Source organism: Leptospira harrisiae (assembly GCF_002811945.1).
Classification (GTDB): domain Bacteria; phylum Spirochaetota; class Leptospiria; order Leptospirales; family Leptospiraceae; genus Leptospira_A; species Leptospira_A harrisiae.
Genome location: NZ_NPDX01000006.1, coordinates 62309 through 75089 on the forward strand (window position 1 = coordinate 62309; position 12781 = coordinate 75089).

The window sequence follows — 12781 nt, forward strand, 5'->3', positions numbered from 1 at the left end:
ACAGGAGGATCTGACGAGTGAATTTTGATTCTAAATCGCACGAGGGAATATGTTAAACAAAGTATGGGAAATCCAAGGATCATTCGGATTAGAAAACCTAAAACAAACTACAAGGGATCTTTCTGAATCACTGACTCCTAAAGAAGTTCTCGTTCGCCTAACAGCCACTTCACTAAACTATCGTGATTATTTAATGGTGATTGGAACTTATAACCCAAGGCAAAAACTTCCCCTCATCCCTTGTTCTGATGGAGCCGGTGTGGTGGAAGCTGTTGGATCTGAGGTCACTCTTTGGAAAAAAGGAGACCGGGTGCTTCCGATTTTTGCCCAGAAGTGGATGGATGGGGCACCAAATATGGACAACCTCCGTTCCACTCTCGGTGGTCCACATGACGGCTGTTTAGCGAATTTTGGTAAATTCCAAGAAGAAGGCCTTGTCGCCACACCAAACCACTTAAACGATAAAGAAGCAGCCACATTGGGATGCGCTGGGCTCACTGCCTACAATGCCGTTGTGAATTTTGGAGGGATTGAACCTGGATCCGATGTACTTTGTTTAGGAACTGGGGGTGTTTCTCTATTTGCCTTACAATTTGCAAAAATGATGGGATCTCGGGTCATCATCACATCATCCAGTGATGAAAAACTAGAACGTGCCAAAACCCTCGGTGCGGACGTTACCATCAACTATGCAACCAAAACCAACTGGGAACGAGATGTCCGTAAACATACCAAGATGGCAGGTGCCGATCTCATCATCGAAGTGGGTGGTGCTGGCACGATGCAAAAATCAATGATGAGTGTCAAACCATACGGTATCATTGCTCTCATCGGAGTCCTTGCTGGTGGAGAATCAAGCCTTTCTCTTTACCCGATTCTTATGCAAGGAGTCAAAGTCCAAGGTGTGATCGTCGGAAGCCGCGCCGATTTTGAAAAAATGAACCGAGCCATCGAACAAAATAAAATGAAACCCGTTGTGGACAAAGTGTTCGGTTGGGATGAAGTCCCAGAGGCCTTACAGTATTTGCAAACCGGGAAACATTTTGGGAAAGTGGTGGTGAGTTGGGAATAGAGAATTAAAGATACAATACCAATAGTAATAGCAGAACCAAGAATCAAAAAAGATTCGTAATTTTCGCGTATCGAAGTTAGTTATTTTTGGTTTGCGATTCTATCTAATAATTCTTTTAGGAGAGTGCGCTCTCCCTCCGAAAGTGAGGAGGCACTCGGCAGTAACGCTTGCAAAGTAATTGCAGCCGACCCGATGTCGGAGCTAGAGGATTTTTGGGATGGTTTTTTATTTGTAATCGCCGAAACAAGCACCTCGCGTGCATCATAAGAAAGGTTGACATCGCGTATTTCTTCTGGCATCGCAAGTAGGCTGAGTACGATTCCAGAACTAAAGGAATAAATCAATTCGGCCGCACGTTTTTCAGTCACCTGCAGCTGACCCGCAACTGCTATGCGGTGGACTAGTTCACTAAGAAGTTCTTTTGATTTTTCGATGATGGGTAAGTTTAATTCCGGCCTTGGTTCACCAAACATCAACACATAAAGGACTGGGTTTTCAAGTCCAAAGGTAATATGAGAATCCCATGCCCTTCGGAGATCTTCTACAGGATCAGGACTTGGTTTTTGTTCTTTCTTCTTGTTAAAGGCTGCGACAAATCCAGATTCAGCTACGGCATCAAGTAGGCCTCGCATATCACCAAACAAACGATAAAGAGTCGGAGCTTGCACCTTCGCTGCAGCAGAGACACTCCTCGTCGTTAAGGCCTCTCGACCGCCTTTCTTTAATACACTTAGAGCCGCTTTGAGAATCCTCTCACGAATATCATTTCGGGATGCACTCATTTCAGGAGTTGGGCCTGCAGACTTTTTTTGAGACACGATTCGATGCTACTTTTGGTTCAAATTCTTTGGACTCAAATAACTTAGAAAAGAATGTAATCTTTGTCGATGATTAAAAATTTCGATCCAACATCAAACCAATAAACTTGAATTGCCCCCTACTATTTTTCGTTGGAGAAGGGGAAAAATTTGATTGCAAACAAATGTTATCAATGATACTCATATTCTGTTATCAATGATAACAGAATGATTTGGGATAAAATGGATCCCAGACGAATAAAAAGGTGGCAATATGTCTAACAAAATCTGGCTCATTACAGGAAGTTCTCGCGGTTTCGGTCGAATATGGACGGAGGCTGCCCTCCAACGCGGAGACAAAGTGGCGGCCACCGCACGTTCAATTGCAAACTTGGCAGAACTGAAGGAAAAATACGGTGATCAAGTTCTAACATTAGAACTCGACGTCACAAAACCCGAAGAGGTCAAACGTGTGGTGGAAGAAGCCCATGCGCACTTTGGCAGACTAGATATAATCTTGAACAACGCTGGATATTCGCTTGTGGGTACCATTGAAGAAGCAAGTGGAGAGGAAGTCAGGGCTCTTTATGAAACTAATATTTTTGGTCCACTCTCTGTGATCCAAGCGGCATTACCGTTATTACGCAAACAGGGTGGAGGTCATATCATTGGTGTTTCCAGCACGATGGGCCTTGTATCGGCGCCATTGATTGGATATTACTGTTCTTCCAAATGGGCCTTCGAAGCGATTCATGAAAGTCTGGCGAGCGAAGTGAAACCTTTCGGTATCAAAGTAACTATTGTAGAACCTGGTGCCTATGCCACCGAGTTTGGAAGCCCCACTTCATTGAAGTTTGCAGCAGGACTTGGTATCTACACAGATCTTAAAAACCAGGTCCAAGAGGGATTAAAAAACCAACATAGAGGGAATCCAAATGCAACACCTGAGGCTTTGTTCAAAATGATCGATGCAGAAAACCCTCCCCTTCGATTGTTTCTTGGCAGTCAGAATTTACCTTTGGTGCGAAGAACCTATGCAGATCGTTTTGCCACTTGGGAAGCTTGGGAGGAAGTTTCAAACTCAGCACAGGGATCATTGTAAATGAAATTCATCCCGGAATTCTGATTTCCGAAAAATTCTGGATGAATTTCTAAAAAAAATAAGTTGGTATATTTCGAGTTATACCAGCTTATTTGAGTTAGCTGATCAAAAAAGCGTAGAATCGATAACCACTTTGTATACATACAAAAAGTAGAGGGGAGAGAATCGCTGCTCACACCCTATACATATTTTTATAAATACAGACAAAATACCTATTTTGTAAACTAGTTATCTTTAAAGAAAGAATCTCGCCACATTTCTCGGTTCCACTAAAAGATACAATTTGTCTAATATTTTAGATATTTATATAATTTTTACTACTTTCGATTCAAAGTGTACGCTTCTTGCATTTTGGCCTCGCATAGGAGAAGACCAAAAATTTGATCTTTTAGAAAATGCAGAAGCAAAGATTATCCATCACCATACTCTCTTTTTATCTTTTCATTCATTACGGGATCTTTGGGCAAACTACTGCACAATCCACAACACAGGAAACTCCCAACATAACACCAAACTCTAGTTCCATGACGACTCAAACAGAAGAAACAAAACCAATACCGCCTCCTTCTTGGGCAGATGGATTTTCAGTTGGTGCTTTAGTTCGTGTCGGTCCAGAAATGAAGTATAACTTTGATTTCAATCGTAATACAAATGACAATGTAGATTTTACTGGACAGAAAATCCAATTTTGGATCCAAAAAGAATTCAGCAAAGATGTAATTGCAAAAATCACATTCCAAGATTCTAGACTATGGGGTGCCGAAAAGGGTTCCCTTACTGGTATTTCCACTGCTAACGATGGGACGAGACAAAGCACTGACGTTCGCGAAGCTTATATTGAAGTTAAAAACAATTTAGGTCTCCCTCTGCATATCCAAGCGGGTCGTCAACTTCTCCGATACGGAGACGAACGTTTGGTAGGTTCACTCGATTGGACAAACGTAGGTAGAAGTTTTGATGGACTCAAGACTCAAATGGGAACAGAAGTATTTATCTTCTCATGTATTTGTCACTTCGGTGAGTGAACGTCACTCCGATATAGCAGGTAACTCAACATCCTTTGGCATCAAAAACCAATACAACACTTATATGGTGGATTGCCCTTACAATGGCACAAAACCTTGTACTGCTAAACTTGATGGACAAAGACAAGAGTTAGGTGATTCATACTTTACAGGTTTTTACAATACATTACAACCTTCTAAATATTTTCATATTGATTTGTATTATTTAGGGTTACAAAAAGAATATTTGCGCACGAACCATTCCCTGATTCTCACCACTGGAGAAACGGGAACACCAGAATCCAGAGCTGGTAGATGGGATATTTTACATACCTATGGAATGAGAATTACCAACAAAACACAGTCAGGCAAAAAGTCTCTCCAGTCTTTTGATTATTCGTTTGAATATGTTGTACAAATAGGAACGACGGGTAAATCCATTAGACCCAAATGGGATGACCACCGAACTGAAGTTACTTTATTTGACCCACTAACCAACACAAATTATAAACATAGTATTTAATTTATTCCGAAAGAGAAAGATACAAAACCTATGCTTTTGGTGCCGACATAGGTTATACAATCAATAAACTGAGAGTTGGTTTTGCTTACGATGTGGGGAGTGGAGATCCAAACAGAAATGACTGATCGATCGCAAGTTTTCAAAACTTATTCCACACCAATCACTTTTTTTATGGAATGGCAGACCAAGTCAGTTGGGTGAATATGAAATCAAAATCAGTAAACCTAACCTATAACTTAGGAACTTATGGATCATTTCGTTTTGATTATTTTGCGATTGAAAAACACAAACTCCAAGACAGTTGGTATGACATTGTCGGCGTTGCCAAATTAGGTGCGAGTACCGAATCCATTTCAAACAATCAGTATGATACAAGCCAAGTCCTAACGGAAAATGGAACAGGAAACAATCGACCCGTTTCCATGCTTGGGAAAAGTTTATTTCGTGAACTCGATTTTAAATACAACGTCCCATACCAAAATTTTATTTTAGAATGTGGGTATAGTGTTATTTATGCGGGAGATGCCATTCAAAATAAGGTGAATGACCGCAGCATCAATTCCCAAGTTTATACGAATCAATTTGCTAAAACAGCACAGTTTGCTTATCTTATGGTAACGGCACAGTTTTAAAAATTGGGATCAAACATAAAGATTAAACATCTTTTAATTTTAATAAATTCGTCATCGCACTTAATTCCAAATCGGCCGTCCGATTGAGAAGATTTTTAATTTCACCTAACAGTCGATCGTCTCCTTTTTTACCTAAGGAATCAAACAAAGAGGCTATTTTTGTCCAATGATTTGAGATCTCTTGAAATTGGAGGTGGGTATTTTTAAAGATAGGATCTTTTGTTAACTCATAAGATTCAAAAAGGAAATCTCGATATAAATTACGAAAAATGGCACCACCTGTCCCAGCCTTTTCCATCAGCATAGCTGTGGTTCCAAAATCTCTTTGAATGTCTTTTGAAGAGTGAAACCACTTCTCTAAATTGGATGCTAGTTTCCGAATTCCTTTATAGGATACATTGGTAATTGGAGGATTTAAATATTCACGTGCATTGTTTTTTGCAGCAAGTGCAACTACCTTTCCCAAGTTTATTTGTTTTTTCCCAGGCTCGATTGTATAAAAAAGATTTTTAGATGCCATAGCGCCCTTTTCGCTTCTTGCAAGCTCCAAACTTTTTATAGAAGTTCGAACTTTTGTTCCCTGTTGTTTGGTATCAATCAAATATGCATTTGTTTTGTCGTATCCGTAAAGAGCCGCATAATGACCTGCAAAATGGAATGGCTTTGAAAAATATTCCAAATGAAAACAATCCAACTTCAATCCGACGGGTGTTCCCGAATCTATCAGATCGCAAACCGAGGACCAAGCCTTAGATTTAGAAGCCGTTTCTTGGATTTTCAGCTTTAAATTTAGGTTTTTAGAAATATTTTCCGTGAGCCCGTCCGGTTTGACACGCCCACCAATAAAGGGAAAATCCATAGATTTCATATTCCAAAAAATAAAACTAAGACCTTCTCCTATACCAAATAACATGGGTTCTGAAAGTTTGATCCCAATGTGTTTTAAAAGAGTACCCGTCGTTGTTGTTTCACAGTGAACTCCTACAAAGGGAGAAAAATTATTTAAAATCATAGTTTGAGTAAATTCCAAAATAGCAAATTTAAAAGTGGTAAATAAACCTTCCCGTTTTGCCAGTCTATAAAGATCATACGAATTGAATTCAAATTAAAGTTTAACCAAGGCCTACATCTAAAGCCATCATAAGAACAAATCCAAACATAGCACCAAGAGTGGACATCTCCGTTTCTTTTCCAGTATGAGATTCTGGAATGAGTTCCTCTACCACTACAAAAATCATCGCCCCCGCTGCAAAAGATAAAGCAAAAGGCAAAATACTTTCTACATAAAAAACAAGGGCTGCACCGAGAAGACCCCCAATCGGTTCTACAAAACCGGAAAGTTGCCCATACCAAAAACTTTTCCGTGCCGAGAACCCTTCTCGTAACAAGGGAATGGAAACCGCAGCACCTTCTGGAATATTTTGAATTCCGATCCCAAAGGCAACTACGACGGCAGCCATGAGTGCTTCATATGTAAATCCATCACCAAGCGCACCGAAGGCGACTCCAACAGCTAAACCTTCAGGAATATTATGAAGTGTGATTGCCAAAATCAGAAGCAGACTTCTTTGAAAAGAGGACTTCCCTCCTTCTAAACGATTTTCTTCTAAACCTACATGAAGATGAGGAAGGAGTTTATGTAATAGGTATAAAGACAAACCACCGGATAAAAAACCAAGACTTACATGGAACCAAGCAAGATTTCCGGCACGTTCTGAAAGTTCGATTGATGGCAATAGAAGAGACCAAAAACTCGCCGCAATCATAATGCCTGAAGCAAAGCCGAGCATTGCATTAAAAACAGGTCTTGGTACTGTTCGAAAGAAAAAAACAAAACCTGCACCGAAAGCAGTACAAAACCAAGTAAATCCAGTGGCAAATAGCGCCAAAACTACTGGGTGAAATGACAATAGAGAATCTAACATCTACTTGGCTAACTGCCTTCCTAATTCTTGGTTTTTACCGTAAAGTGAAATTGCAAGGAGAGATACGAAACTGGATGTTTTTTTCATAATCTCTAAATATAGGGAATTTTCCGATATTAATCAATTTTTTTTCAGCAGGCTTTTCAAAAAATAAGACGCAATACAAACACCAATAAATACCCGTTAGCAGATTAAAAACCAACAAATTATTAAATGGAAAATACGAAATTTAAAATCATTCCAATCATGGGAGTCAACATTAACTCTAAGTAAAACATTCAATTGTGGAACAGAAAAAAAGAGGATAAATATACACTCTCCGATATCTCTTCAGATTGCATTACCACAGGTGTCCAACTATAAAAATTAGTTAAAAAAAAACTTTACGAAAGCCTTTTGTTAAAGGAAGGTTTTCGTATGAAAAAAATTTCCCTTTTTTTACTAATACTTGCACCTCTTCTCATCACCGCACAGACATTAAAAGATGCGAAAGAATTCCAAGCACTCTCCAAAAAAATGTGTGCAAAAACTTCTGAGTGTATGAAAGAAAAGTTAAAAGATCTTCCTGCCGACCAAAGAAAAATGGTCGAATCTCAATTTGTGAATGGGAACGTCTGCGAATCTAGATACAAAAATTACGTGGTAGAAGGCCAAAAACCGGCAAACAACCAACCCACAAAAAAACTCTCCAAACAAGATTTGGAAGACATGAAAAAATGTGCCAAAGAGATGGCAGCATTTTCTTGTGCAGATTTAGAAGATGGAAAAGTTCCAGAAGCTTGCGAAAAATTCCAAGAAGAAGACTAAACTAAATACTTATACTTCCATCCAATACGGGCTAATTTCACTTAGTCCGTGTTTTCCAGATAATTTCAAAAGTAGCCGATCCATTCCAATAGAAATCCCAGCACAATCGGGAAATCCATTTTCTAAGGACTTAAGAAAACTCTCATCCATAGGAAACACTTCTTTTCCTAATTTTCCACGTAACTCTTGTTCTTCGCTAAATCTTTTCCTTTGTTCTTTTTCATCACTCAGTTCATAAAAAGCATTTGCAAGTTCTAACCCGTCCCAATAAATCTCAAATCGTTTGGCAACTCCATCTACAATTTTTGCGAGTGCAGCACATTCAGGAGGATAGTCGTATAAAAATACAATGCCTTCACCTAAATTTGGTTCTACTAGGTTTAGAAAAACTAAAAAGAAAAGATCTTCATAGGGCCAGTTTGTTAGTTCTGAAACAGGCGAAGATGATAACTTTTTGATTTCTATCGTTTCAATCAAATCTTCTTTGGAAAACCCATGTCCTACATTTTGTATAAATGTTTCTTTGACAGATTGATGGCGAATCCAATCTGGACTAGATGTTTTTTTTTGGTCTTCCTCTTTTCCAAAGAAATGAATCAATTCTCTTATAAACGTCTCGATATACTGGCGTAAAGAAGCATCATCCATTCCTTTTGCGTAAAGTTCTAACATCACAAACTCTTTGGAATGGAATTCACTGCCCATTTCCCCTGACCTGTATGTATGAGCTAGTTCAAAGATTCTAGTCATACCTTTGGCCATCATTTGTTTCAAACAGTACTCGGGAGAAGTGATGAGATATCCTTTTTCCGCTCCACTGGGAGAACGCACTTCAAAGGGATCAAGATAAGGTTCCATCCCCACAACAGGTTTTAAGGTAGGTGTATCCACTTCCAAAAAACCATCTCTCCATAAAATCTCACGGACCTTTCGGAATACTTTGGAACGAAAAATGAGTGTATCTTTTGAGAGTGAATCCATACCATTACCTCCAATGGCAAAAAAAACAAAATACCTCACCGTACGTGAAGTTCAGAATGCCTATGAAATTGTCATTTTATCTAAGAATGTCCATCCAGAATTAGAGGAAGAAATGGATTCTGTGATGCATATGTTGTTCTTTCAAACAAGATCTCATATTCAAATGGATCTCTCTAATCTACCTTACCTTCCCCTAACACTCCTTACTAAACTTTTAAATATCGCCCGGGACCTTCGTTTGAAAAAACGTGTCCTTGTTCTTCTGGGACTTCCCCTTTCTGGTTATATGTATTTAAAACGATTTGGCCTGATCCGACTCGTTTTCCCGAGTGAAGCCATACTTAGGGAGTCACATCGAGTTCCCAGGGGATAATTTCTAAATTCACACCCATTTCACCTAACAAAAGCATAGTCCTTTTGTCGAGAACCACACCTTTTGTGAACTCGGAGGCAAACTCTACAGAAACATAAATGGTAGATTCGTAACTTTCAGTGAATTCTTTTAGATCTTTTCGAACTGGTGCTAAGGTTTTAAGCAAATCCCAAATATGGTCAAGCACAGGAAACTCAGGTCCTAACTTAGAATTCAGCTGCCAATGACTCGGAATTGTCATATTTTCTATGTCTTTTGCATCAGCACCGTGGTAATAGTCCGGTTGGATGCCCAGTTTCTCTGTGACTTCCAATGGCCTTAGTTTGGGCCCATTGATGGCGAACATCGCCCACGATTTTGCTTCCCTTTGTGTTCCTGATTCCATTTTTTACTTTTTTTTTCTACTACAAGAAACAAATTGAGAAAGAACTCAAGGGAAAAACATGAAAAATATTTTGGTAATTGAGGACGATCCGGACATCGGGAACCTAATCCGGAAATCTCTCGATTCTGCTCACTACACAACCTCCGTTTTTGAAAATGGCGAAGACGGTTTGAAATTTTACAAATCCAATCATCCTGATTTAGTGATTCTGGACCTTTCTCTACCGGACATTGATGGTATGGAAATTTGCCGTAGCATCCGAAAATCCGATGAAAGTACGCCAATTTTTATTCTTTCCGCAAGGACAGAGGAAATTGATCGCATCATGGGACTTGAGTTAGGTGCTGATGATTACATCACAAAACCATTTTCGGTTCGCGAACTCAAAACTCGAGTGGATGTATTCTTTCGTAGATGGGACAAAAAAATTGGTATCAAACCCAATGTGGGACAAGCCGGAGAAATCATTCGTGGTGCTCTTAAAATTGATTCCATTCGTCGCCGTGTCACTCTAAACGAAAATATCATCAACATTTCTAGAAAAGAATTCGACATCTTACAACTATTAGCTGGTTCACCCGGAAAAGTTTTTTCTCGCGAAATGATTTTAGAATCAGTTTGGGGCGTAGAATGGGATGGATTTGAAAGGATGATCGACAGCCATATCAAACGCATCCGTTCTAAACTAGAAAAAAACTCCGCTCAACCAGAATGGATCGAAACCATTTGGGGAATCGGATATCGTTTCACTGACAACTTTGAAAACATAGTTGTTCCAGAATAAAAATTATTATGGAAGAAGTGAAAAAAGATAAATCCCTCATCGACGAAATTAAGTTGTATGAGAAAAAAGCCAAAGAAATTGAACAAAGAGCCAAGGAGAAGTATATGGAACAAGTAAGTGACATCAAACAAAAGTTAGGTAAGGCAAGTGAAGAGGCTTCTATCAAAGCAAAAGAAGTCATTGACAATGTTGGGTCTTACGTAAAAGAACACCCACAAAAAGCAGCTGTCATCGGCTTTGGTGTTGGCCTTGGCCTTGGAATTGCACTTGGTTTAATCTTTAAGAAGAAATAATTGGACGAGAAACAAACAAAACATCGTAAAAAAGGCGGAATCAAATCCGCCTTTGAAGATTTAGTCGCTAAACTTGTAGCCTACGGCGAAGTTATGGCAATTTACATTCAAAAGAATCTCCAAATTTATATTAGAAATTTGGTTTTGTCTTCTGTTTGGGTTTTCACTTCTATTTTTCTTATTTTTTTGGGACTCTCGTACGTTTCGTACGGTATCTTTTTAAGCATCCAAAAGTTTTTTGCAAGCGGCGATCCAATCCTTGCTAGTTTTGGAACAGGATTTGGATTTTTGATTTTTGCCATTTTGTTTTTGTCACTGGTTCTAAAGAAAAGATAATTCCATGAGATTCAATCCTCTAACAGACCACGAACGGTATTTAGACAAAGATCCAAAAGACATGTCACTCTCCGAACTTAGGATGTTACTCAAAATCAAACGGATGGATTTACAACTTGGTTGGAATGAATTTGAAGGCAAAATCAAATTCTGGCAACGAGTGATTCGGTCTGTACGTGAGTCAGGAATGGTAGACCAAATGAAAGAAGGGTTCCAATCCTACTTACAAAATAAATCACCAAAAGAATAAGGGTTTCACCTCTCGAAGCCGATCTTTGTAAAAACAAAGAAGGACTTCCCATGGCTTCAGAAGAAATTTTAGTATTTACCACAATTGGCGACCGTGATATGGCCGAAGAACAAATCTCCGAAATGTTAGAACAAGGAATCATCGTATCAGGAACCATTTTCCCTGAAGTAGAACTTGTTTATCTGTGGGAAGGAAAAATCACTGTCGATACCGAAAACAAAATCCTTCTCAAAGCAAAAACTGACAAGTACAATGCGATCGAAGAATACATTATGAAACACCACCCTTACATTGCCCCAGAAATCATTCGTATGGACGTAAGTTTTGGTAGCCCCGCCTACAAAGCGTTTGTTGCCGATAAAATCAAAAAGAATAGCTAAAACCAACTTCATCCACAATAGCTCTTTTTTGTTTTTTCCTCCTGGCGAAAGTGCAATCGGCGTGATAGAGAAACTCTGATACAAATTCCATTCATGGGCGCCTCGAATCTTTTTCTGAAATCCGACTTCGTAAAGTAAAAACGACCGGGCGTACTCCGGGGTGCGCCTTCGGCTCCCGTCGTTGGAGGCATTCGCCTCCTCCGACCAAGCCCTTCGTATGCCCTGGCGGTGGGATTGTGTTGTGAATAGAACTTTTAGATAAATTTTTAAACTTATAAAAAAGTGTTGCCAAATGACTACATATTATTGATTAGTCAAATGGCTACACAATGGATTTACGAAGAGATGTTTTTCAGGCAATTGCAGATCCCACAAGGCGGGCCATCCTCCTCCTTGTGGCCACCCAGTCCATGACGGCGGGTGCCATTGCCTCCCAGTTTGATACTAAACGACCAACAGTTTCCAAACATTTACAAATTTTAACAGAATGTGAATTATTAAAAAAAGAACCTAACGGTCGTGAGATGTATTACCATTTAAACCCAAACAAAATGAAAGAAATAGCAAACTTCATTGCACCTTTCCAAAAACTTTGGGACGACCGATTTAACAAATTGGAATCGGTAATGAAAAACTATAAAGCGAAAGGATAAGAATATGGAACTCAAAACAAAAGTTTATGCAGAAGACGGCAAACAAGAGTTAAGAATCGAACGTGAGTTTGATTTACCAACTTCTTTGGTTTTTAAAGCTCATACAGTACCAGAACTCATCGAACAGTGGATGGGAAACAAAGTCCTCCAGTTCGAAGCAAAAAATCATGGAAGTTGGATTTTTGAAACCAAAAATCCGGACGGGATCGTTTTGTTTCGAGCCAACGGAGTATTACTCAATATAAAAGAAAATGAAAGTTTTGTTCGTACCTTTGAAATGGAAAATACTGGTTTTCCTGTTCAACTTGAGTTTTTTACCTTCCAAAAAATTTCAGAAACCAAATGCAAACTAATCATGCATATCATTTATAAGTCCGTCGAACATAGAGACCAAATTTTAAAGATGCCATTTGCACAGGGAATCAATATGGCCCACAACCATTTGGAAAAAGTTCTTGGTGAGAAAGTTTAATTCAAAACTTTT

The 12781-nt window shown here is 39.1% G+C and carries 16 protein-coding genes and 1 pseudogene; 12 read left to right on the forward strand and 5 right to left on the reverse strand.

All coding sequences use genetic code 11. The features are described 5' to 3' along the window. Positions 1-49 precede the first annotated feature (49 nt). Positions 50-1072 carry a zinc-dependent alcohol dehydrogenase family protein gene (locus tag CH364_RS16455; RefSeq protein WP_100744934.1) on the forward strand — a complete coding sequence of 341 codons (1023 nt, stop codon included), beginning with the start codon at positions 50-52 and terminating at the stop codon, positions 1070-1072. An 80-nt stretch (positions 1073-1152) separates the two neighbouring features. Here CH364_RS16455 and CH364_RS16460 read toward each other — a convergent pair whose 3' ends face one another. After that, the gene (locus tag CH364_RS16460) at positions 1153-1890 is read right to left on the reverse strand and encodes a TetR/AcrR family transcriptional regulator (protein ID WP_207762305.1); all 738 of its coding nucleotides are present in this window, start codon (positions 1888-1890) and stop codon (positions 1153-1155) included. Between the two features lie 253 nt (positions 1891-2143). Between CH364_RS16460 and CH364_RS16465 the strand changes: the two genes are divergently transcribed. Together CH364_RS16465 and CH364_RS18950 are read left to right on the forward strand one after the other, a co-directional pair. Beyond that, on the forward strand, positions 2144-2971 hold the full coding sequence (locus CH364_RS16465; RefSeq protein ID WP_100744933.1) for an SDR family NAD(P)-dependent oxidoreductase: 828 nt from the start codon (positions 2144-2146) through the stop codon (positions 2969-2971). A 395-nt stretch (positions 2972-3366) separates the two neighbouring features. Further along, positions 3367-5130 (forward strand): annotated as a pseudogene (locus CH364_RS18950) (alginate export family protein). Positions 5131-5152: 22 nt separating this feature from the next. On the opposite strand, the gene CH364_RS16475 reads toward CH364_RS18950, so the two are convergent. Then, a complete protein-coding gene (locus CH364_RS16475; protein WP_100744932.1) occupies positions 5153-6142 on the reverse strand; it encodes a BtrH N-terminal domain-containing protein in 990 nt (329 codons plus the stop codon). Positions 6143-6242: 100 nt separating this feature from the next. Then, entirely contained in the window at positions 6243-7055 is an 813-nt protein-coding gene (locus tag CH364_RS16480; RefSeq protein WP_100744931.1) for a ZIP family metal transporter, read from the reverse strand. A 417-nt stretch (positions 7056-7472) separates the two neighbouring features. Here CH364_RS16480 and CH364_RS16485 point away from each other — a divergent pair, with 417 nt between their 5' ends. Then, positions 7473-7862 (forward strand): LA_2478/LA_2722/LA_4182 family protein, encoded by a 390-nt coding sequence (locus CH364_RS16485; RefSeq protein ID WP_100744930.1) that lies wholly within the window; start codon positions 7473-7475, stop codon positions 7860-7862. Positions 7863-7871: 9 nt separating this feature from the next. Here CH364_RS16485 and CH364_RS16490 read toward each other — a convergent pair whose 3' ends face one another. Next, positions 7872-8843 carry an amino acid--tRNA ligase-related protein gene (locus CH364_RS16490; protein ID WP_100745055.1) on the reverse strand — a complete coding sequence of 324 codons (972 nt, stop codon included), beginning with the start codon at positions 8841-8843 and terminating at the stop codon, positions 7872-7874. Positions 8844-8856: 13 nt separating this feature from the next. Here CH364_RS16490 and CH364_RS16495 point away from each other — a divergent pair, with 13 nt between their 5' ends. Then, a complete protein-coding gene (locus tag CH364_RS16495; RefSeq protein ID WP_100744929.1) occupies positions 8857-9216 on the forward strand; it encodes a hypothetical protein in 360 nt (119 codons plus the stop codon). On the opposite strand, the gene CH364_RS16500 is transcribed toward CH364_RS16495, so the two are convergent. Next, positions 9185-9601 carry a DUF4279 domain-containing protein gene (locus CH364_RS16500; protein ID WP_100744928.1) on the reverse strand — a complete coding sequence of 139 codons (417 nt, stop codon included), beginning with the start codon at positions 9599-9601 and terminating at the stop codon, positions 9185-9187. The two genes, CH364_RS16495 and CH364_RS16500, sit on opposite strands and share 32 nt — an antisense overlap. A 58-nt stretch (positions 9602-9659) precedes the next feature. Between CH364_RS16500 and CH364_RS16505 the strand changes: the two genes are divergently transcribed. The 7 genes from CH364_RS16505 to CH364_RS16535 all read left to right on the forward strand — a co-directional run bounded on the left by CH364_RS16505 (position 9660) and on the right by CH364_RS16535 (position 12769). Next, positions 9660-10385 (forward strand): response regulator transcription factor, encoded by a 726-nt coding sequence (locus CH364_RS16505; RefSeq protein WP_004788085.1) that lies wholly within the window; start codon positions 9660-9662, stop codon positions 10383-10385. Positions 10386-10393: 8 nt separating this feature from the next. Further along, positions 10394-10678: a DUF883 family protein gene (locus tag CH364_RS16510; RefSeq protein WP_100744927.1), complete on the forward strand. Its 285-nt coding sequence runs from the start codon at positions 10394-10396 to the stop codon at positions 10676-10678. Next, positions 10679-11014: an LBF_4227 family protein gene (locus CH364_RS16515; RefSeq protein ID WP_100744926.1), complete on the forward strand. Its 336-nt coding sequence runs from the start codon at positions 10679-10681 to the stop codon at positions 11012-11014. It abuts the gene before it with no gap. Positions 11015-11018: 4 nt separating this feature from the next. After that, the gene (locus CH364_RS16520) at positions 11019-11264 is read left to right on the forward strand and encodes a hypothetical protein (protein WP_100744925.1); all 246 of its coding nucleotides are present in this window, start codon (positions 11019-11021) and stop codon (positions 11262-11264) included. Between the two features lie 50 nt (positions 11265-11314). Further along, positions 11315-11644, forward strand: a complete 330-nt coding sequence (cutA, locus tag CH364_RS16525; RefSeq protein ID WP_100744924.1) for a divalent-cation tolerance protein CutA — start codon at positions 11315-11317, stop codon at positions 11642-11644. Positions 11645-11973: 329 nt separating this feature from the next. Continuing rightward, positions 11974-12297, forward strand: coding sequence for an ArsR/SmtB family transcription factor (locus tag CH364_RS16530; RefSeq protein ID WP_100744923.1), 324 nt, complete (start codon positions 11974-11976; stop codon positions 12295-12297). 4 nt (positions 12298-12301) lie between these two features. After that, complete coding sequence (locus CH364_RS16535) at positions 12302-12769, forward strand: SRPBCC family protein (protein ID WP_100744922.1); 468 nt, start codon at positions 12302-12304, stop codon at positions 12767-12769. The last annotated feature ends 12 nt before the right edge of the window (positions 12770-12781 follow it).

What these genes read in the sequence shown, in the direction of transcription:
- CH364_RS16455 (WP_100744934.1), top strand. Translation starts at nt 50, where the DNA reads ATGTTAAACAAAGTATGGGAAATCCAAGGATCATTCGGATTAGAAAAC.
- CH364_RS16465 (WP_100744933.1), top strand. Translation starts at nt 2,144, where the DNA reads ATGTCTAACAAAATCTGGCTCATTACAGGAAGTTCTCGCGGTTTCGGT.
- CH364_RS16475 (WP_100744932.1), bottom strand. Translation starts at nt 6,142, where the DNA reads ATGATTTTAAATAATTTTTCTCCCTTTGTAGGAGTTCACTGTGAAACA.
- CH364_RS16480 (WP_100744931.1), bottom strand. Translation starts at nt 7,055, where the DNA reads ATGTTAGATTCTCTATTGTCATTTCACCCAGTAGTTTTGGCGCTATTT.
- CH364_RS16485 (WP_100744930.1), top strand. Translation starts at nt 7,473, where the DNA reads ATGAAAAAAATTTCCCTTTTTTTACTAATACTTGCACCTCTTCTCATC.
- CH364_RS16490 (WP_100745055.1), bottom strand. Translation starts at nt 8,843, where the DNA reads ATGGATTCACTCTCAAAAGATACACTCATTTTTCGTTCCAAAGTATTC.
- CH364_RS16495 (WP_100744929.1), top strand. Translation starts at nt 8,857, where the DNA reads ATGGCAAAAAAAACAAAATACCTCACCGTACGTGAAGTTCAGAATGCC.
- CH364_RS16500 (WP_100744928.1), bottom strand. Translation starts at nt 9,601, where the DNA reads ATGGAATCAGGAACACAAAGGGAAGCAAAATCGTGGGCGATGTTCGCC.
- CH364_RS16505 (WP_004788085.1), top strand. Translation starts at nt 9,660, where the DNA reads ATGAAAAATATTTTGGTAATTGAGGACGATCCGGACATCGGGAACCTA.
- CH364_RS16510 (WP_100744927.1), top strand. Translation starts at nt 10,394, where the DNA reads ATGGAAGAAGTGAAAAAAGATAAATCCCTCATCGACGAAATTAAGTTG.
- CH364_RS16520 (WP_100744925.1), top strand. Translation starts at nt 11,019, where the DNA reads ATGAGATTCAATCCTCTAACAGACCACGAACGGTATTTAGACAAAGAT.
- cutA (WP_100744924.1), top strand. Translation starts at nt 11,315, where the DNA reads ATGGCTTCAGAAGAAATTTTAGTATTTACCACAATTGGCGACCGTGAT.
- CH364_RS16530 (WP_100744923.1), top strand. Translation starts at nt 11,974, where the DNA reads ATGGATTTACGAAGAGATGTTTTTCAGGCAATTGCAGATCCCACAAGG.
- CH364_RS16535 (WP_100744922.1), top strand. Translation starts at nt 12,302, where the DNA reads ATGGAACTCAAAACAAAAGTTTATGCAGAAGACGGCAAACAAGAGTTA.